The 21966-nt window shown below is 43.9% G+C and carries 14 protein-coding genes; 11 read left to right on the plus strand and 3 right to left on the minus strand.

Annotated features, from left to right (window positions below; genetic code table 11):
- Positions 1–89: 89 nt before the first annotated feature.
- The 3 genes from MTO98_RS08255 to MTO98_RS08265 all read left to right on the plus strand — a co-directional run bounded on the left by MTO98_RS08255 (position 90) and on the right by MTO98_RS08265 (position 1674).
- Positions 90–962: a sugar phosphate isomerase/epimerase gene (locus MTO98_RS08255; protein ID WP_243486164.1), complete on the plus strand. Its 873-nt coding sequence runs from the start codon at positions 90–92 to the stop codon at positions 960–962.
- A 241-nt stretch (positions 963–1203) separates the two neighbouring features.
- The gene (locus MTO98_RS08260) at positions 1204–1377 is read left to right on the plus strand and encodes a hypothetical protein (protein WP_243486165.1); all 174 of its coding nucleotides are present in this window, start codon (positions 1204–1206) and stop codon (positions 1375–1377) included.
- Between the two features lie 45 nt (positions 1378–1422).
- Positions 1423–1674 (plus strand): hypothetical protein, encoded by a 252-nt coding sequence (locus MTO98_RS08265; protein WP_243486166.1) that lies wholly within the window; start codon positions 1423–1425, stop codon positions 1672–1674.
- Between the two features lie 29 nt (positions 1675–1703).
- Here MTO98_RS08265 and MTO98_RS08270 read toward each other — a convergent pair whose 3' ends face one another.
- On the minus strand, positions 1704–2093 hold the full coding sequence (locus MTO98_RS08270; protein ID WP_243486167.1) for a response regulator: 390 nt from the start codon (positions 2091–2093) through the stop codon (positions 1704–1706).
- Between the two features lie 407 nt (positions 2094–2500).
- Between MTO98_RS08270 and MTO98_RS08275 the strand changes: the two genes are divergently transcribed.
- Positions 2501–3445: an acyltransferase family protein gene (locus tag MTO98_RS08275; protein WP_371825413.1), complete on the plus strand. Its 945-nt coding sequence runs from the start codon at positions 2501–2503 to the stop codon at positions 3443–3445.
- Positions 3446–3957: 512 nt separating this feature from the next.
- A complete protein-coding gene (locus MTO98_RS08280; protein ID WP_243486168.1) occupies positions 3958–4539 on the plus strand; it encodes an RNA polymerase sigma factor in 582 nt (193 codons plus the stop codon).
- Between the two features lie 25 nt (positions 4540–4564).
- On the opposite strand, the gene MTO98_RS08285 is transcribed toward MTO98_RS08280, so the two are convergent.
- Together MTO98_RS08285 and MTO98_RS08290 are read right to left on the minus strand one after the other, a co-directional pair.
- Positions 4565–5365 carry an SDR family NAD(P)-dependent oxidoreductase gene (locus MTO98_RS08285; protein WP_243486170.1) on the minus strand — a complete coding sequence of 267 codons (801 nt, stop codon included), beginning with the start codon at positions 5363–5365 and terminating at the stop codon, positions 4565–4567.
- A 171-nt stretch (positions 5366–5536) separates the two neighbouring features.
- Positions 5537–8917, minus strand: coding sequence for an ABC transporter permease (locus MTO98_RS08290; RefSeq protein WP_243486171.1), 3381 nt, complete (start codon positions 8915–8917; stop codon positions 5537–5539).
- Positions 8918–9306: 389 nt separating this feature from the next.
- Between MTO98_RS08290 and MTO98_RS08295 the strand changes: the two genes are divergently transcribed.
- The 6 genes from MTO98_RS08295 (at position 9307) to MTO98_RS08320 (ending at position 21845) form a co-directional block, all read left to right on the plus strand.
- The gene (locus MTO98_RS08295; RefSeq protein ID WP_243486173.1) at positions 9307–10518 is read left to right on the plus strand and encodes a FecR family protein; all 1212 of its coding nucleotides are present in this window, start codon (positions 9307–9309) and stop codon (positions 10516–10518) included.
- A 228-nt stretch (positions 10519–10746) separates the two neighbouring features.
- Positions 10747–14277, plus strand: a complete 3531-nt coding sequence (locus MTO98_RS08300; protein WP_243486175.1) for a TonB-dependent receptor — start codon at positions 10747–10749, stop codon at positions 14275–14277.
- A 15-nt stretch (positions 14278–14292) separates the two neighbouring features.
- Positions 14293–16152, plus strand: a complete 1860-nt coding sequence (locus MTO98_RS08305) for a RagB/SusD family nutrient uptake outer membrane protein (protein ID WP_243486176.1) — start codon at positions 14293–14295, stop codon at positions 16150–16152.
- Positions 16153–16186: 34 nt separating this feature from the next.
- Entirely contained in the window at positions 16187–19027 is a 2841-nt protein-coding gene (locus MTO98_RS08310; RefSeq protein WP_243486177.1) for a SusC/RagA family TonB-linked outer membrane protein, read from the plus strand.
- Positions 19028–19051: 24 nt separating this feature from the next.
- The gene (locus tag MTO98_RS08315) at positions 19052–20737 is read left to right on the plus strand and encodes a RagB/SusD family nutrient uptake outer membrane protein (RefSeq protein ID WP_243486178.1); all 1686 of its coding nucleotides are present in this window, start codon (positions 19052–19054) and stop codon (positions 20735–20737) included.
- Between the two features lie 76 nt (positions 20738–20813).
- The gene (locus MTO98_RS08320) at positions 20814–21845 is read left to right on the plus strand and encodes a DUF1735 domain-containing protein (RefSeq protein WP_243486179.1); all 1032 of its coding nucleotides are present in this window, start codon (positions 20814–20816) and stop codon (positions 21843–21845) included.
- Positions 21846–21966: the final 121 nt, after the last annotated feature.

Consider the following 21966-nt stretch of genomic DNA (forward strand, 5'->3'; position numbering starts at 1 on the left):
ACCAATCTATTCTCCTATAAATCACGAAACAGCATAACTTATCAAGGCGCAGGTTTATCAGCAGCGCAGCACTCGCCTCGGCCGGATTTTTGGCATTTTCAAAATCATCATTTGCAGGCGCAATTTTAACCAAGGCTAATAAACCTAATTCGCTTATTAACGGTGTACAAATAGGGGTTATTACTTATTCGTTCAGAAGCATGCCCGATACTATTGATGACTTGCTGAAGTATTGTATCGACTGTAACATCAATGCAATTGAACTCATGGGCGATGCTGCCGAAATTTATGCGGGCGCTCCTAAACGTGAAGCCGGCGAAGACTGGGCAGTATTTGGTAAAAAAATAGCCGAATGGCGTGCCACTGCCCCGATAGATAAGTTTAAGGAGATCCGCAAAAAATATAATGATGCGGGAGTAAGTATTTATGCCTGGAAACCTAATGCACTCGGCTCTAAAAACAGTGATGCCGAAATTGATTATGCCTTTAACGCAGGTAAGGCCCTTGGTGTAAACCACGTAACGGTTGAGCTACCCGACGAGGCACAAACAAAACGCCTGGGTGATATTGCTGCCAGGCATAAAATGATGGTTGGTTATCATGCCCATACCCAGGCCACACCAACCCTTTGGGATACAGCCTTAAGTCAGTCAAAATATAATGGTATTAACCTTGATGTTGGTCATTATGTGGCAGGTACCAGCAGCAGTCCGATACCGTTTATTGAAAAATATCATGATCGCATAACAAGCATGCATATCAAGGACCGTAAGTTTCATGACGGGCCTAACCAGCCCTGGGGGCAGGGCGATACCCCAATAAAAGAAGTGCTGCAGCTTTTAAAAAACAATCACTATAAATTCCCGGCTACTATAGAGTTGGAGTACAAAATTCCGGATGGATCAGACGCGGTGAAAGAAGTAAAAGTTTGCCGCCAGTTTGCTGCGGATGCGCTGGCGTAGATTAGGGCAATAATCCGGAGGAATGGTGTTTAAATAATTCGATCTGTTTTATTAAATCACATACTGAAAAATTTCTACACTGATGCTTTGCGAACTCTCGATACGTAAAAATTAGTGTGGGGATTTTTCAATTACCGTTTTCTATTTGCATTTGGTTGAAAACGATTTCCCCGGGCAGTAATTCAGTATGCTGTTATTTGCGGGTTGTGTTTTGTAAATTTATATTTATTAAAAAACAGATATGGATAACTCATGCAAACTGAAGCTGGAATGGATTCCTGCTGCTTATAGTGCAATAGGCAAAGATGGTAGTGATACACCAGTTGGCAAACCGAAACAGGTGCAGCCTGTAAACGGGATTTATCAGGGCGGCAGTGGTTTTGCAAAACATAGGGCTTATAAAAAGAAACATTAAAATGGTATTTTGCCCTGGGTTGGTATAATGGCCTATCTTTATAAAATGGAATCAAAAATATTTTCGTACAAGGTAGACGGCATCGCGCTTAAACCTGTTAGCGACCAGCTAAATATTAGCCCGGTGTTTGATCGTAAAGAGCTGCTGAGTAAATTGAAAGATCTTTTTAAAGACGAAGAGTACAAAGTAGACGAGCGTACCCTCGACTATAAAATTAAAGACGGACAACTTTATATTGAAGGAGTGGTTACTAAACAGGAAGCTGCCAAATCGATAGGGTTTATGAGCGGGAAATAGGCCGCAAACTTTATAAATTATGCTGCCTGTTAATTAATCTTAAAACTCGTAAACGTTTCCCTGGTAACAGGTTTTGTATAGTATGATTTTACCTGCTGATACTGCTTTGAACGTATCAGATCTTTTGGAAGTATCGAAAAGCTAACAATATAGATCTCAATGGTTTTCCCAATCAGGTGTTGTATTTTCATAAACTCATCCAGGAATTCCCATCCGCTAAAAGGGTTCATATAAATATCAAGAAAAATGACATCAGGAAGTTCATCCTCATTTTGCAGATGTTCCCTAATATAGCGGATAGAATACTCGGCATCGGTACTGTAAGTAACAGCATCAAAAGCCAGGTATTTGTCCTGCATCCCTTTCATAATGGCAATATCTATTTGATTGTCATCAATGTATAAAAGCGTTTTGGCCATTTAGGTTAGATTTAGATTATACTAATATATAGCTAAAAGCTATATTGATAGCTTGGGAGCGGGCATACATCAACGTATTTGTGTAGAGTTGAGAAAGGTGTGGTATTCTTAATTATCTGATTTTTAATTTTTTATATTCCTGTTTTGGGGGGATTTCTCATTTTTGTACAATTTTATATTTGAATAAAGCAAGGTGCCGTCGGTTATTTGCAAAATCTATCGGCCAGGTCTTTAAGCTCTCGCCGAAAGAACGCTGTTTTTATCGTAATAGCCGTAAATCGTATCATTTTTTCTTCAATTCATCTCAAAGTGGTAGCCGGGTAAAATGCTGCATAAAAATTTTATGATGTTTGCCATTGCACCAACCCGCAGCTTCTGTCAAGCTGCGGAGTTTGAATAAATAACCAATGGAATTAGCAGAACCTGTAGTATCAACACCAATATTAAAAACTAAACAACATTTCGAAATTTTAGATGGCCTTCGTGGTATTGCAGCCATTGCCGTTGTAATATTTCATTTTATGGAGTTTGTTGTGCCTGATTACAGCAAAAGTTTTATTGCTCATGCGTATCTCGCCGTCGACTTCTTTTTCTGTTTGTCGGGGTTTGTAATAGCTTATGCTTATGATAACAAACTGAAGGGCTTGGGTAATAAATCGTTTTTTAAATTGCGGCTCATTCGCCTGCATCCGTTGGTCGTTATCGGTTCGGTTATCGGCTTGCTTGCGTTTGTATTTGATCCGTTCAGTAACCTTTACGCTACCTATGGCGCAGGGCAAACTTTGCTTATGTTTTTGAGCTCATGCCTGCTTATCCCGTATCCTATCGTACATGAGCGCTATTTTAACCTGTTCCATCTCAATCCGCCAACATGGTCGTTGTTTTGGGAATACGTTGCCAATATTGTTTATGCGCTGGTGCTGGTTAAACTTCGTAATAAAATGTTGTGGCTGCTAACCGCAATTGCTGCCGGGTTACTTGGTTACGAAGCTTTAAAGGCGGGTTACCTTGGGGTGGGCTGGGGAGGAGACAGTTTTGGCGGCGGTGCAATCCGTGTTTCCTTTTCGTTTTTAGCCGGAATCTTAGTGTTCCGTTCAAATTGGATAATTAAGTCGCGCCTGGGTTTTTTAGTTATTGGTCTGTTACTGTTAATTGCGTTTCTTGTACCTTTCTCTGATAAGGCAAATCATATAACCGACCCGCTTATAGTGATCTTTTATTTCCCGTTTTTGGTAGCGTTAGGGGCGGGGGCGGGGTTGCATACCCGGTTTGCTAAACTTTGTAAGTTTTTGGGCGATATTTCATATCCGCTTTACGTTATTCATTATCCGTTTTTTTGTGGCTGTTTTTGAGCTACCTTGAAGCTAAAAAGCCTTCGATGGCTGAAATGATAATCATGATCCCTGTTGGCGTGTTGTTACTAACCGCTTTAGCTTATGTAATTATGATTTATCTCGATCTTCCAATCCGTAACTATCTGAAAAATAAAATGCGGAAAGGGCGGGGGATTAGTAAAGTTAAAGCTTAGGCTGCTACGCCACTCTGGGCTGCCGGATGTTTATGTAAAATTACTGTTGCATGTTGATTTTTGGATAAATTATGATGGTTTTTTTACTGATTGGGCAATAAAAACTAATTGGTTACGTTAATAGTTTTCCACAAAGCGCAGTATCATGCACCAAGATGTGCCGTTTTTCGATACGCTAAATTAATGTCTTTTGCGTTGATAATCAGTTGTTAAAGTATAATGTGTTGTTAAGAAAGTACCACTACAACAACACTACTTCAATTTATTGTCGTGTTTTAGCTGTGTTAAATTAGAATTTACTTTTTACTTTTATCTCACCAATTATATTAAACTACAGTGGGTAAGAGTATTAACAGCAGTCATATCCAACAATTGATAGCGGGCGATGAAGCCGCTTTCGATTTGATTTATGAAGTGTACAGCAGCAAAGTTTACCGGCTGGCATTCCGGTTTCTGAAGGATGCACAGCAGAGCGAGGAGATTGTGCAGGAGTGTTTTATAAACCTTTGGACAAGCCGCGAAAAATTGAATGCCTCAGGCGATATCTGGCTGTACCTTTACGTTATCGCAAAACGCTTATCGTTGAATTCATTAAGGCAGGTGTTCCAATCGCGGGAGCTTTCAGATAAACTGGCTAACCACATCGCCACCGCTCATAATGATACCGAAGAGGATTTGCTGGTTAGCGACCTGGAACAATTTACAGAACGGATAATTAATAAGCTTCCACGCCAGCAGCAGCTTATTTTTAGGTTGAGCAGGGTTGAACACCTTACTCACAAAGAAATTGCTGATCAGTTGCAGATTTCGCCCAATACGGTAAAAAATCATATGGTTGAGGCGCTGAAAACCCTCAAATCGCAACTGCAGTATTCCGACCTTATTTTTATGCTTGCCTTATTCTTCTGGATCAATTAAAGGCGATCCTCTTTCCTAAACCTTTTCAATCAAGTCTGCTTACCCTGTAATTTAATGCCGCCGTTGTGCCGCCGGTTACATCGATGGTTACGCCTGTTATTTGACCTGCAAGGTCTGATGCCAGGAAAACCGCTGTGTTAGCGATATCGGCCATTAGTGGAAGCTTTTTAAGCATAGTATCAGCTTCCATTTTTTTTAAGATGGGATCCATAATATCAGGCATGGTATCAATGGCATTTTTAAATATCCGTGAATCGGGCGAGCCTCCCGAACGGATATTTACAACACGGATGCCGTAAGCGCCCAATTCAGACGCAAGTGTACGTGAAAAACTTTCAACCGCACTGCATGCTGGGCCAAAGCCGCCTGTATGCGGGTAACCGATACCGCCTGGCGTAGCAGTGAGTGACAAAATTACACCCGATTTTTGTTTCATCATTACCCTTGCGGCAGCAATAGCCGTCATGAAGCGGGTTTGCATGGTTAGGGTAATGGGTTTTACAAAATCTTCGGCTGATATTTCGGCAAGGGGAATGTTTTGCACTACATCAACACCAACGGCATTAAAGGAAATATCAACGGTTCCTGCATGATCTGTAATTTGCTGCAAATGCCCGTCGATTGCTGTTTCGTTAAATGCATCCACAATAGCTATTTCGGCCCGGCCGCCTGCAACAATAATTTCATCAGCTACTTTTTTTATTGTTTCCTGATTAGGGCCGGTTAAAAATACCGTTGCACCGGCAGCAGACATTGCCTTTGCTACCGCGCCGCCCAATGAGCCTCCTGCTCCGTATATTACCGCATTTTTGTTTTGCAAAATCATATGCTTTTTTGACTAAAGATAATATCTCAAATGCCAGATTACATAGCAAACATACTGGTAAATATTACTTTAGTTCACAGCTTAAAGGTGACAAGCAGAGAAGGAATGATCTGGAGGGTATGGAACCAACCGGCTAAAACCAGTATATGCCGCGCAACCCGGAGATCATGACTACTCGCTTCGTAAGCTTTTTACCGGATTGGCCAGAGCAACTTTAATGATCTGAAAGCTGATGGTGATCAGCGCGATAAAAATGATCACACCAGCCGAAAGTGCAAACAGCCACCATTGCAGCGGTACACGGTAAGCAAAACTTTGCAGAAAGCCGTTAGTGGCATACCAGGCCAGCGGCATGGCAATGGCGATGGCTATAACGATCAGCACAATAAACTCGCGTGATAAAAGGATAAATAAGGTGTTTACACCTGCGCCAAGCACCTTGCGGATACCGATCTCCTTAAACCTTTGTTCGGCGGAGAACATAACGAGGCCGAGTAGCCCGAGGCAGGAAATGAAGATGGCAAGTATCGCGAAGGTATCAGCCAGCCGGTTAATGATCTGGTCATTTTGGTATAAATGTGCATATAGCTGGTCTGTAAAGTAAATGACCGGCGGGAAAGCCGGGTTCAGCCGTTTGCTCAACTGCTGAATTTCTGCCAGCACGATTGGTGTTTTACCGGGTTGTATCCTGATCAATATTACACCACCCTTTTGGTTTTCGCCAGAGGCCAGCACCATTGGGCTTACGGTTTCATGGAGGGAGTGAAAATGAAAATCCTTGACAACGCCCACAATCATGCGCTTTTTGCCCAGCCAGGTAAATGGCTGACCTACCGGATGCTTATATCCTGTAAGCTTAACAGCCGTTTCGTTCAGGATATAGCCCGAGGTATCTGCCGGATCATCAGCAGCAAACTCATGGCCGGACAGCAGCGTCAATTTCATCGTTTTGAAGTAATCATAACCGATAGCCGCATGGGTAAACAGCGTGTTCATCGTTTGATCATGACCGATCCAGTCTACCGCCGCACTGCTGCCATAAATATCGACCGGTGCCATGTTGATGCGGCTGACTGCCTGTATGCCGGGCTGGTTTAACAGTTCATTTTTAAAGACCGCGTATTTGGCGTCAAGTTCACCCTCGACTGGCAGATAGACCACGTTCTCGCGGCTATAGCCCAGGTCTTTCGACTCCATATAGCGCATTTGACGGGAAACGATGACCGTGCTGGTAATCAGGAGGACAGCAAGTATAAACTGGAATACGACCAGTCCTTTACGCAGCAGTAAGGTGCCGGTATCCAGTTTGATGGTACTTTTTAATACCTTGACCGGTTTAAAAGCGGACAGGAACAAAGCAGGGTATAAGCCTGATAGCAGGCCGGTGACCACCGTGATACCCAATAGCTGCAACCAAAAGAGGGGCTGGCCGAAAGGTAGCCCGATCTGTTTCTGTACCAATCCATTAAACCAGGGCCGCGCCAGCATTAACAAGGGCAAAGCCAAGGCCACCGCCAACGCGGTCACGATCAGGGCTTCCCAAATAAACTGGCTGACAAGTGCAGGTCGCAAGGCACCTATCGCCTTGCGTACGCCGACTTCCTTCGCTCTTTTTATCGACCTTGCCGTCATCAGGTTCATGAAATTGATACAGGCGATCAGCAGAATAAAAACGGCGATGAGGCTGAAAAGGCGCACATATCGGATACGACCACCATCGGGCTTGCCGTTTTGAATGTTGTTGTTTAAATAGGCATCGGCATAGGGTTGCAGCGCCAGGTCGGTGTAAGCGATAGCCGTTTTCCGGTTGATATGCCAGTACAGGTCAAAGAAGCGGGCGATCTTGGCGTTTACGGCTTCTGCATTCGCCTGCTGTCGCAACATCACATAAGCGTTAGGCCCGTTATTGCCCATTTCTTTGGCCCAGGGATTATTCTCCAGGAAGGTGTCCCAGTTGAGCAAAAAATCAAAGCTTTGCGATACGTTCGGTGGCAGGTCGTCGAACACAGCGCTGACTTTGAAATTCTTCCGGTTCTGGTAGCGAATCATTTGGCCTATGGCCTGTTCAGGGCTACCGTAAAATATCCCGGCCATTTTTCTGGATATCGCAATAGATGATGGTGAATTCAGAGCGGTTTGTGCGGTACCGGCCAGCAAGCGGTAACTGAACATGTTAAAGAAATCTGCACCTGCTGAATTGCCGATCATTTTAACGACTTTATCACCGGTCTGGAAAGTGCTCGTTTCAACAAAACCCATATTGGTGGCATATTGGATGTCCGGATAACTCCTTTTTAATTCATCGGCCAGGATGCCTGGCATTTCATAACTGCCGGTTTCCGCCTTGTTATAAAAATCACTTTTGTACACTTTAAACAAACGTTCGCTACCTGCAAAGAAAGCATCCGTGCTGTACTCGTTCTGTACCCATAACAGGATCAAAAGGCTACAGGCCAGCCCGACAGCGAGCCCTGAAATATTAATGACACTTTGCGATTTATTCCTTAGTAAACCGCGCCAGGCGGTTTTGATATAATTCCTGATCATAAAATAGCGTTTGATTTCTGAACGCAATGATACCTGCTTAAGCCGCTGCGGAAGGCCCGGATTATAACCTGGGCGCTGTTTTTCCAACTCATTTTTGTATTCGGCGGCGCTTTTCCTGGTCACAGCTCTAAAAACCCGGTTAAAAGTTGTCTTAGAATTGAACCCCGATTCGTAGGCTATCCCCAGCAGGGTGAGCTGGTCATAAGCGGGCTGACGCATTTTCCGGGATACTTCCTGTACCCTCAATTCATTGATAAAATCGTTGAAGTTCTTTTTGAGTCCCAGATTGATGATGCGTGATAACTCATGTACCGGAACGGTCAGTTCGGCGGCCAGCGCTGGCAGGTTCAGTTCGGGGTCTTCATAAAGTCGTCGTTCCTTTACGGTTTGCTTCAGCCATCGGCCTTTTTCACGCAGGTCGTCCCGATTCCGATTTGGCTGCGGTGTAGCAATAACAGCGCCCGGCTTTACAATCACCTGCGCTGCCATAACAACAAGTACAGCGGCGGAAGTTACCACGAAAGCCTCGCTAAACAACCATAACAAAACGCTAAAAGCAAACAAATACAAAAACGTTTCCAGCCGCCGGAACGCAAAACGTGGCCTGTCCATTAATATGGGCTGCATGCGATTGTAAAATTGCTGTACTGCCCGGTGAGAAAGATATAGGTAAACGAGGATAGAAACGGATACCAACCAGGCGGGCACCAGCGGGCTGATGAACACGACACCGAAATGAGCCCAGTCTTTGCTGCGGAAAAGCTGCTCGGGCCGCACTGTTTTGCGTGTAAAAAAATAGAGCAAGGGACCCAATGTCAGTGAAAGGTTTACTGATAACTGCGCCAAATGCAGGGCAACGACCACAAGGGCGGCGCTTAACCACAGGCCGGCAGCCGGCACTTGCTTTCTGGCAAATACTAACAATAAGGCCAGCGTAAGTGCGCTGACTATAGCCGCCAGGCCAAGCAGGTCATAAACGCCGATATGAAATATGAAGGAATGCAAGTGCGTTTATAAGTCAATTTTTATTCCAAACCTATAAATAATTGACCGATAGTGAATTACTTTAATAAGAATTACAAACTGTAACAGAAGCGAACGCCTGTATGTACGGTTTTAGTCATTCCCGTCATTCGCCAAAACACTATTGAAAGGTGCAACACTATTTGGTTTCGATATAGCCTGCCGGGTTTGAGTTGCATTAACGAGCGTTGAATGACCAACGACGATCATCCAACCGCTGATTACACCATTATGATAGAAATAGTGCGCCACCAGAAGAAGAAAAATACATTTTTTTTAAAATATTTCACATTCGGGTAGTCCTATGCTTTGAGTTGTGTGTTCTATACACAAATGCCCCTATCTGGGAGATTTGTATATAAACCAAAAACATGAATAACAAAAGGCTCAGGAGTTTACTTGAACAGTATTTTAACGATGCTATAAGCGATACAGATCGTACGGAGCTGCTCAGTTATCTGAACGACAATCCCGGCGAAGTATTTAGCAGTGTTGATGAAGAAATGCTGAACCTTGAAGGCGCTCCTGAGTTTGATAATGTCCGTGCACAAAAGGTACTTGCCGATATCAAGGCTGATTCACGATTTAAAGATGAGGCTATTGTTCCGCTGCCTGTTATCCGCAAAAGCAATATTATAAAATTATATGCCGGTTGGGTAAAGGTTGCAGCTGCTGTTTTAATTTTCGCGTCGGTAGGGTTTTACTTTGTGCACCGCCAAAAAATGGGGACAGCTAAAAACCAGGTTGCTGCCAATGTCTCTGCCAAAATTGTTCCGGGGAGTAATAAAGCTATACTTACGCTGGCTACCGGTAAAAGTATAGTATTAGATAGTGCTGCTAACGGCGCACTTGCCAATTCGGGAAAAAGCCAGGTAAATAAAGTGGGGGATGGCAAACTGGTTTACGATGTATTGCCAAATGCCACTCATGCAGGTGTTAATGCTGTTTTATACAATACACTCACTATCCCGCCGGGTGGCCAGTACCAGGTGGTGCTGCCTGATGGTACACAGGTATGGTTAAACTCATCATCGTCATTAAGCTATCCAACCGAATTTGCCGGTAACAGCCGTACAGTAAAACTTACGGGTGAGGCTTACTTTGAAGTAGCAAAAAATAAAGACAAGCCTTTTTATGTAGAGATGAACAACGTGCAGGTAAAAGTACTGGGTACGCATTTCAATATTTCGGCTTATGCCGATGATAATGATTTGACCACCACACTGCTTGAAGGCTCGGTGCAAATCAGCAAAAATGGTAGCCTGGCTTTATTGAAACCGGGCCAGCAGGCTGTGATTGGTAATAGCGCTAATGCCATTACGGTTTCAAAAGCACACATCAATGAGGCTATGGCCTGGAAAAACGGTTACTTCATGTTTAATGATGATAACATCGTTGACATCATGAAAAAGGTATCGCGCTGGTATGATGCCGATGTTGAATACAAGGGCAATTTTGCTGATCAGCGTTTCGGCGGCATGTTTACCCGCTCAAAAAGTATAAATGACCTGCTGAAAAATCTTGAACAAATAGGTAATGTGCATTTTAAAATTACAGGAAGGAGGATCACCGTTATGCAATAGATCTACATTCCTCATTATCCCAACCAATTATCTATCAGCATAAAAAATAAAAGCCAGGAGCGTTTCGGACCGCCCCTGACCTAAGCCATGTTATGGCAATGCCAGATAGTAAAACTAATTGCAGCGATTACAACCACTTATTAATAAACTGACATTCAAATGTATAAAAATTTTACTGCATTTACTTGCGGCAAACATCGTGGGCGCCTATATAAACCTGTGCTTATTATGAAACTGACACTTATCTTGCTAACAGTTACCTTTTTACAGGTGTCTGCCGCAACTTATGCACAGAAAGTTACTTTAAAGGTTAAACAAACAACTTTAAAAGAAGTTTTTGAACAGATCAGAAATCAAACAAATTATGATTTCCTGTACAATTCTGACGATATTAAGTTAGCTAAACCTGTAACTGTTGATCTTACCAATGCATCCATAACCCAGGTTATGGATCAGTGTTTAAGCAACCAGTCGTTGACTTACACTATTGATAACAAAACCATCCTCATCCGTAAAAAAACAGCGGCCGAGAGCAATGCTCCTAAAAAGATCGGCGGTAAAGTTATTGATAGTAAAGGTTTGCCTTTACCTGGTGTAACTGTTAAACAGAAGGGCGCTGCTGCTGCCGCTATAACCGATTTAAATGGTAATTATACCATTAATGTAACGGAGGCAAATGCTACCCTGGTTTTCACCTTTGTTGGCTTCAGATCAAAAGAAGTTGCTGTTAACGGCCGCTCGGAGGTGAATGTTACGCTTGAAGATGCGCCGCAAGATCTTAACGAGGTTGTTGTTGTGGCCTATGGCGTGCAAAAGAAAGAAACGGTAACCGGTTCTATATCTTCTATCGGCACTAAAGACCTGGTACAGTCGCCGGTTGCTAACCTGAGCAATGCACTTGCCGGTCGTTTATCTGGCTTAACCGTAACACAAACCAGCGGTAAACCGGGGTCGGACGGGGCAACACTGTACGTACGCGGTGTTGGTACTTATACCGGCCAAACAGCCCCGTTGATCATGGTTGATGGTATTGCCCGCGATAGCTATAATGATATTGACCCTAACGAGGTTGAATCTATCAGTATCCTTAAGGATGCTTCGGCTACAGCCGTGTATGGTGTGCGTGGTGCAAACGGTGTAATCCTGATCACCACCAAGCGTGGTAAAGAGGGAGCGCCAAAAGTCAGTGCCACGTTCCAAACGGCTATTTCGCAGTTTTCGAGCATGCCTAACTTTGTTAACTCTTATCAATATGCTACGTTGCTCAATGAGCAGAGCTACGAAACCTACTGGATCCAGCATTCAAGAGATGCCGACGTGCATACCTGGAGCGACTTTGTGACCAAACGTGATGCCAACTGGGTCAAGGATGCTACTATATATTATTCGCCCGAGGATCTGAAATATTATCAAAACGCACATACACCAACTATTAACGGGCAAAAAAATCCTTATTATGACCCTTACGGCCACCCCGATCAGGACTGGAAAAAACAGATCTTCAATAAGTTTGCCCCTCAAACACAGGTAAATGCCAACATTACCGGCGGTACTAAGGCTACCAAATACTTTGTTTCGTTAGGTTACCTGGCACAGGGAGGCTTGTTCAATACAGATTACATGCCTTTTTCAGATGAGATGCAGTTTAAAAAGAAGCGTTATAACCTGCGCTCGAATCTGGATTTTGACGTAAACAGCGATTTCAGGGTATCGGTAGATGTATCTACCCAATATGTAACCATTACCGGTATGGATAATGACGGTTATACCTGGGAAAAACGTATTTTATGGTCATCTCCGCTTGGTTCGCCGGGTTTGATAAATGGCAAGTTCGTAGTGCCTTTCAGCAACCAGAACGATCAGCTTAACCCGTTATACGCAATTGCAAACAGCAATAACTATAATATTACCACTAACAGTACTTTAAACTCGGCCATCAAGTTAACCTATAAACTTGATGATATTACGCCCGGTTTATCGATAAATGCACGTGGCGCGTATGACAGCTATTTCCAAAGCCGTACAGGTGGTAAATATACCCCCTTGCTTTATGGTTTAAGGCCAAACCCCAATGGTGATAAACTTGATCCCATCCTGGTTCAGCTAACCAATGATGTGGCCCCTGCCCGCTGGACAGACTTTTACACCGAAAAATGGCGTAAAGTATATGGTGAGTTCTCACTCAACTATAACCGCGTTTTCGGGAAAAAGCATACTGTTACCGGTTTGATCCTGGCCAATGCCGAGAAAAAATATGATCCCAAATTGTTGTATGATCTTCCGCACGCCTATGAAGGTGTATCCGGCAGGGTAACTTATAACTACGGGGACCGTTACCTGGCCGAGTATGATATGGGTTATAACGGTTCAGAAAACTTTCCGGAAGGTAAAAGGTTTGGTTTCCTGCCGGCTTATTCATTAGGATGGATTGCCAGCAATGAATCCTTTTTTCCTAAACAGGATTATATCACTTATTTAAAAGTGCGTGGTTCGTTAGGTAAAGTTGGTAACGATGGTATCAATATTCCTAATTCAGATGTAGCTGCCCGTTACCTTTACCTGCCCGATACCTGGCAATACGTACAAGGTTATAATGCCGGTGGTGGTTATACATTTGGTACCCTGAATGATCGTAATACCATACAGGGAGCCCGCGAAAATGTTTTGGGTAACCCTAATGTAACCTGGGAAACAGCCACCAAATCAAACATTGGTTTGGAAACACACCTGCTTAACGACCGTCTTTCGCTTACTTATGACCACTACAATGAGCATCGCAGAAACATCCTTTCATACAAGGGCAGTGTTCCCGGTATAGTGCAGGCAACCTTGCCGCCTTATAACCTGGGCGAGGTTAAAAACTGGGGAGATGAAATTGAGTTGAGCTATAATAGTGTTCCGGGTAAGTTTACCTGGTGGATTAAAGGCAATGCTTCAACAAACCACAATAAAATCATTTTCCAGGACGAGGCAATTGCTCCGGGCTTAGAGTACCAGGCATCAACCGGTCGGCCTATTAGCCAGGGTTCATACCTGCAGGCCGACGGGCTTTACACATCATGGTCGCAGCTTTATAAAATTGATGGAAGCGGTAACCCGATATTATCACAGCCCGTGTTGGCCGTTGGTAAGGATGGAAAACCATATACCAATGCTGCGGGCAACCCGGTATACCAAAAAGACCTGGGTTTTGCGGGCGCTCCCGTACAGCCCGGCGAGGTTAGGTTAAAAGACATTAATGGCGATGGTGTAGTAAACGAAAAAGATTACATGCGTTCGGGCAAAACCAGCCTGCCAACCTTAAGCTACGGCTTTTCTTTCGGCTTCAATACCCATGGTTTTGATTTCTCGGCTTTATTACAAGGGCAATCAGGTGTGGCTAAATATGCCATGCAGGAGCTTCACTTCAACAAACAACAATCATTGTTTGATGTGGATTTGAACAGGTTTACCCAAGAGCGGTATGACAACGGCGAACGCATTGATTTCCCTATTGCTGCTTACAACCAGGATGCTGCTTACAATACCTTCTTTTTAAAGAGTACAGCTTTTGTAAGGTTAAAAAACATGGAAATAGGCTATACGCTGAAACCAGAATTTCTGAAAAAGATAGGCGTTCGCACGGCCCGCTTTTATATCAACGGATATAACCTGTATACATGGTCGCCAAATAAGATCTGGGGCGATCCTGAAAACCTGGGTTATATCGGTTATCCGCTTACCCGCACCTATAACGTAGGCGTTAATGTTAATTTTTAATCATAAAATATAGCAATGATGAAAAGAACGAATATTATTTTACTGCTTGTGGCTTGTTTCATAGGTGGTATGCTTTCAACAAGCTGTAAAAAAACTTTTCTTGAAAAGCCTAAAGGCGGTGCGGTAACGGTTGATACCATTTTTGATTCGCGCAACCAGGCTCAATATGCGGTGGCCCAAATGTATATGTTATGTATCAGGGGATATTTTCCTCAAACATATGATGGCTGCCGCCCCGAAGCATTGACCGATCAGCTTTATATCATCCATCCGGCTTATGACTGGGCATCAAATACAGTTAACACTGGCTCATACATAACCGGCAACATGAGCGCCGATAATAACTGCGATTATGGTTTTGGCCAGGATAATGGTGCTGGTTTTTACTGGCACTACAAAGGCATAAGACAAGCCAACCTGGTGTTGAAAAACATTGATAAAGTGCTTGATGCCGATAATGCTTGGAAAACCGATGTTAAAGGCCAGGCTTTATTTTGTCGCGCTATGCAGCATTATGAATTATTCAGGTATTATGGTGGTGTGCCTATTGTAACCAAGCCGCTTGATGGTACTGTGAAAATTGCAATCCCGCGCAGCTCGGTACAATCAGTAGTTGATAGCGTGGTTAAATGGTGCGATCAGGCTGCATCAATGTTGCCGGCTACGCGTCCAAGTGCAGATTTTGGCCGCATTACCAAATTAGCAGCAATGGCTTTAAAGGCAAGGATCTTATTATATGCTGCAAGCCCGCTTTACAATACTCCCGCAGGAATGAAAGGCGAAGTATCCGGAGCAAGGTTTAATGACACCCGTGATACCGTATTGGCTTATGCCAGTTACGACAAGGAGCGCTGGAACAAGGCGGCCAAGGCAGCTAAAGATGTAATTGATAACGCTGCTGCAGGCGGTGTTTCCTTATTAAATACCGGTAAACCCGAAACAACCGGCGAAACTTATGCAACCTTAGGCGATTATGAATCGGTATGGAACGTGTTTGCCAACCAGGAGCTGATATTGGTGAATACCTCAAACCAGGTTCCGGGAGCTGGCGGCGGCTGGGGCGATGGATCGGCATGGGGCCAGTACCTGTCGTCAAAATTGCGTTTGGCACAGTGGGGTGTTAAAAACAATGTACCTGTTGAGTTTATACAGCAATATGAAAAACGCGACGGTACTAAATGGACCATACCCGCAAACGGTGCCGATTTACCTGCTGATGTTGAAGGGTGGAAGCTTGACCCCCGCTTTTACCAAACCATTGCTTATGATGGTAAATACTACAGCAGCCAGCGTGGTATCCTCGCTTACTACAAAAAAGGTGATTACAGTACAGATGGCAACCTGGCCAGCAGTGATGCCGGCGTGGATGGTTACGCTACCGAAACCTACAAATTTGTTGCAAGGGTTGATAACATGACAGATAACCACTTTGCATGGCCTGTGTTTCGCCTTGCTGAGTTTTATCTGGGTTATGCCGAAGCACTTAATGAGTACCAGGGCCCAAGTGCCGAAGCCTCAAATTATCTGAACAAGATAAGGCAGCGTGCCGGGATGCCTGATAAAAATCCGGCCACTATTGATGCGTTCAGAGATGCGGTTCAAAATGAGGAAACTATTGAGTTTGCTTATGAGGGACACCGCTATAACGATCTGAACCGATGGTTAAAAGCCAAAACTGTATTGAATACGGTGCTGCACGGTATTCAAACCACCGCCAGGAATGTTGGCGGAGTGCTAAAACGCACATGGACAACTGTCCCATTTGTTACAAGGGTATTCCCTGCCAAATATTACTATGTGCCATTTCCAAGTACCGAGATCAGTTTAAGGTATTTAGGCAACAGTAGCTGGGACGGACAAAATCCAGGTTGGTAACAGGCTTTTAAACATTAACAATTAGTGAAAAACAATGAAAAAAGATTATAAAAACTTTTTGGCCTGGATGCTTGCGTTCTGCAGTTTTTCGGCGGCTAACGCCCAAACCGCAGGTACGGCACCGGCCGATACTATAAAAAAGGCAAGCTCATATAAAGACTTTGCCGACGGCGGTTTAAGAATAGATAAATCATGGCGCAACACCGGCGCGGTTTTTACGCTTTCGGGCGAAGACCTGACCCGCATGACTTCGGGTAACCTGCTTAATACGCTGCAAGGCCGGATCCCTGGCTTAACGGTAATTACCGGATCGGGCGAACCCGGCTATGATAACCCAACCTTTTATATGAGGGGGGTGAGCAGCTGGAACCTTCAGGGTAACCAGGTGTTGATATACCTTGATGGTTTTCAGGTTGATATGGGTGCAATCAGCGGCCTTTCGGCCTATGAAATTGAATCGGTTACCTTACTAAAGGACGCCGCTGCACTGGCAGTTTACGGCCTTGAAGGTGGCTCGGGTGTATTGAGTATCCGCACTAAAAAAGGCGCGGTGTTAAATAAAACTCAGGTATTTGTAAATGGTAAATATGGTATACTAAGCCCTATCGACCTGCCGAAGGTAATGGACGCTTATGGTTATACCACAAACTATAACAACGCACTTACTAACGACGGTTTGCCCATCAAATACGCAAATCCCGAATTGTATAAAGCGGCCAATGATCCTTTTCATCCTAATGTGAACTGGTATGATGAGCTGCTTAAGAAAACCTCGGCTATTCAGGATTATAATTTCGGTTTCCGCGGCGGTAACAACACCGCTAAGTTTTTTGTGCTGATGAACTATACCAACTTTGAAGGTTTGTATAAAAATGCCGATATCATTGATAAGGATTTTGGTACTAACGCTAAATACACCAAGTTGAATTTAAGGGCAAACATTGAGTTGCAGCTTAACAAAAACCTGGTGGTAACGGCTAACATAAGCGGCATTACTGAGGATAGGAATACACCATCCGGCTTCACCGCAGACCAGGTGTTTAACAATATTATGGCTATTCCGGCTGCTGCTTTCCCGGTTAAAAATCCTAATGGCACATGGGGTAACAGTTCGGTGTATAAATTTAATCCTGTTCAGCTTTTACAGCAAAATGGTGTTTACCAATCGCATACCCGTAACCTGCAAACCAACTTTAGCTTTGTGCAAAAGTTAGATATGATAACCAAAGGTCTCGACCTTAAAGGCGAAGTATCATTTGCCAACCAGTATGTAGGTATTTATCAGAAACAATTTTCGGTAAACTCATACGAAATTACTGGTCAGGATGCCCAGGGCAATGCCATTTATGGAACAACACCGGTAACGCCAATCAGCCAATCGAGCAGCGACGGTGGTGGTGCACACTGGAACCGTACAACCGTAAGGGCAGGTTTTGATTATGACCGTACTTTTGGCAAATCAACTTTTACCGGCATGATCCAGGCCCGCAGGCAGGGATACACGCATGACGGTATTGTTTACCAGGTACGCACACAAGGCGTTGCCGGCAACGTAACTTATGATTACGATAAAAAATATATTGTTGATCTGTCCGGTTCATACAGCGGCTCTGCTGATTTTGCCCCCGGTCACCGTTACGGCTGGTTCCCTGCTTTGGGTTTAGGCTGGATAGCTTCGAAAGAGGATTTCCTGAAGGATAATTCCACTATTAATTTCCTTAAAGTTCGTGCATCATACGGTACTGTTGGTAATATCAATGAGGCTTATCGTTTCCTTTATCAACAGTTTGCTTTGCAAACGTTACCTGGTTGGATCACCGGCACCGGTAATACGCTTCACACCGGTTTGGTTGAAGGGCCGTTTGCTAATCTTGATTTTTCATGGGAGAAAAAGACAACCCTTAACATTGGTTTAGATTTCACCTTATGGAAAAATCTTTCCGGTACTTTAGATGTGTTTACCGAAAAACGCACAGGTATTCTTGAGGTGCCAACAGCAAGTGTACCCGATTATACGGGCTTCCTCCTGCAATATGCCAACACCGGCGAAGTACATAACAAAGGCTTGGAAGCATCATTGAAGTATGAGCAAAATGATAATAAATTCAAATATTACGTAGGTGGCTCAATTGCATATGCCCGTAACAAAATAGTTAAGCGCTCAGAAGATCCGCAGCCATATAACTATTTATATACCCAGGGATATCCTATTGGCCAGATGAAGGGCCTCGTGTACACGGGTTTTTACCAACAGTCGGATTTTGATGCCAATGGAAATTTAAAATCGGGTATTGTTGCCTCATCATACACCAACGTAAAACCCGGCGACCTGAAATTTAAAGATCAGGACGGCAACGGGATCATCAATGATTATGATAAGGTGCCGATGAAATATTCAATACTACCCGAAATTACCTTAGGTTTTAACCTTGGTTTTAAATATGCCGGTTTTGATTTTGATGCTTACCTGCAGGGCGTATTGCACCGTACCGTAAGCTTGCTTAATTCTGCCTATACTTATACTCACCCGTTTGTATTCAATAATAATATCTCTGAGTTTTCGGCAAATAGCTGGACACCTCAAAACGCTGCAACAGCTACCTCGCCGCGGCTATCAACCCTGGCAAATCCAAATAACGATCAGCAATCTGATTTTTGGATGCGCAATGGCAACTTCCTGAAATTACGCAGTGTTGAGTTAGGTTATACTTTACCACAGCGTGGTTTTTTGAAAAAGCTTGACGCCATAAGGGTTTTTGTGAATGGCACCAACTTGTTTACCTGGGATAAAATAGAAGGGCTTGAGGCCGAGCGCCTTTCAATGGGCTATCCTTTAGTAAAAGCAGTAACATTTGGGATGAAAGTGAAATTGTAGTATTAAAATTTGATTTACAAGGAAATGAAAAGAAATCGATATATCATAACAATGCTGGCCCTGGGTACGCTGCTTTACTCATCATGTAAACATGATTACCTTGAGGTGCAAACCATTAAGGCCGACATTACCACCGATAAGCTGTACTCAAACTATACCTATGTACAGCAACAGATGTGGACAACATACAGCATCCTGCCTGATGGTTTCGGAGATCTCGACCTTGATGCTGCTACCGACGAAGCGGAAGCTACAAACTCGGTTGAGCGTGTGCAAGCTTTCAACTATGGTACCTGGAACCAGTACAATAACCCGAATGATGTTTGGGCCCGTAACTTTGAAGGCATCCGGCAGGCAAATCTTTATCTTAAAAACAAGAATAAGGTTGATATCAACTACATCAAGGATAAAATTACATCAACAGATTCAACAACTTATTACAACGCCCGCAACAACGTTAAGTTTATGGAAGGCGAAGCCCTGTTTTTAAAGGCTTACTTTTATTTTGAATTGGTGAAGCGTTATGGCGGCGTGCCTATTTTTGAACAGCCGCTTGATTATAATGACCCCAATTCATGGAAAAATGTACAGCGTAACTCGGTTGATGAGTGCGTAAAGTATATTGCTTCGTTGTGTGATAAGGCAGCTGCTATTATCCCGGCCGATCTTTCGCCCTATTCGTGGTATGATGCTGGCCGCATTACCAACGGCGCTATTAAAACGTTAAAGGCAAAAGCATTACTTTATGGCGCAAGCCCATTGTTTGTAGCTAATGGTTCAACAACTACCTGGGCACAGGCTGCGGCTGCGGCGCATGACGTTATTGCTTCTGGCAGCTATTCGCTTGATGCCAATTATTCTAACCTGTTCGGTGCCAATAATACTACCTCAGGCGAGGTGATCTTTTATCGCCGTTACGCAGCTATAAACGCTCTTGAGTATAATGAGTTTCCTATTGTGTTTCAAAACAGCAATGGTAACAGCACTACTCCAACCGAAAACCTGGTTAGCGATTACGAGGTGCTTGTGAAATCAGGAAGCACCGTTACCGGTTCTGTTCCGTTTGATTGGAATAACCCGGCCCACGCCGCCACCCCTTACGCCAACCGCGATCCACGTTTTGCAGCAACAATAGTTTACAATGGCGCAAATTTTAAAGGTACTGCCATCCAAACTTATTTTGGTGGTAACAGCGGCTTGCCAAAGCAAAATGCCACAAAGACCGGCTATTACCTGTCAAAATGGATCAACCAGTCTGTCGATTTGATCAACAACACAACCACCAATCACGCTTGGGTATATTTCAGGTATGCCGATGTATTGCTGGGCTATGCCGAGGCCATGTTTAACGCTTACGGTGCAGATGCTGATCCGCAAGGGTACGGCATGACAGCCCTTCAGGCCATTAACAGGGTAAGGCAGCGTGTACAAATGCCTGTGCTTACAGGCGCGCAGTTAAACCAGCAGGCTATTGAACATGAGCGTAATATTGAGCTCAGCTTTGAGAATAACCGCTTATGGGATGTGCGCAGGTGGAAAAAGGGTGTAAGTTATTTCAGCAAACCGGTTAACCGTATTGATATAACCAGTGCAGGTGTTTATACCGTGAAAAAATTGGAAGACAGGGTATTTACAGCCAAAATGGAATGGTACCCTATACCACAGGCCGAAATTTCAAAAACAGGCTGGACACAAAATCCGGGCTGGTAATACAAGCACACCCATCGCTTTATTATAAGGCGATGGGTGTTGAATGATTTAAATTAATAATGTAAAAAATATTTTCATGAAAATTAATGCATCATTAGTAAGGCTTTCGGCAGCATGCCTGTTGCTGGGGATAGCTGGTTGTAAACAGGAGCACCTTAACGGCGTTAAGTCAGATCCTGCCGTAAAAGTATATCTGCCCGATTCTGAAAAACCCAATGGGCTGGTTGATGTGATGGCCGGGAACTCGCTCAAAGTTGACAGCGCGGCAAGCACCGTAAACTTTTCAATACCGGTGTATCGTGGCGGCGAATCAAATTTTGAAACATTAACGGTTGATGTAAGTGCTGATAACAGTGCAATTGCCGGTTTGATCACTGCCGGAACATTGCCGGCCAATACCGTAATTCTTGATCCGGCGGATTATACCCTGGACGCAAAAGATACCGTGGCTTTGAACAATAACATCATGAAAGGCAAGATAACGCCTAAGATAAAAATTGCAAGTCTGGATAAATATGCGGGTAAAGTAGCGGCGCTCGGCATTAAAATATCTAACGCTTCAAAGCGCGAGGTAAATGCGGATATGAGCAAAGCAATCATTTACTTTAGCGTAGAAGACCTGATTGATGCCATTACACCCAAAACCAATATGATTGACAATACCAAGTGGCAAATTTATCACCGTGGCGACGGGGTAACTTTCACTGTAAATGCCGATGGCAGCGTATTGGCAACCGGCGGCAACTGGGGGCAGCAAGGTATTGTACAGGCTGTTGAGGTTAGGGCCAACAAAAGCTACAAAATTGACATGAACGTAGCCGGATCCGGAGCTTCCGATTGTTGGTTTGAGGTTTATGTAGGGCAGGCTGTTCCATCTGAGGCTGATGACTATAAGGACGGTGATACACGTATAGCCTTGAACACATGGAATGGTTGCGGCAAATCACCGTTTAACGGCCTGCTTTCGTCATTATCGTGCGCAGGCAAAGGAAATGTAGTATCATTTCCAACAGCAGGTAAAGCTTATGTGCTTATCCGCTCCGGCGGTTCCTCTTTGGGTACAAAGGGAATCAAAATCACTAATATTGATTTCAGAAGAGTAGACTAAAACCGCCGTAAGAAACAACAACCGATTCTCAATCATAAATTGAGATTTAGTTGATTAGTATATTTCTATACTATTAAACGCCCCGGGATGAGATCCGGGGCGTTGTTTTTTGGAAAAGGCA

The sequence above is a fragment of the Mucilaginibacter sp. SMC90 genome, from assembly GCF_022811725.1.
Taxonomy (GTDB): Bacteria; Bacteroidota; Bacteroidia; order Sphingobacteriales; family Sphingobacteriaceae; genus Mucilaginibacter.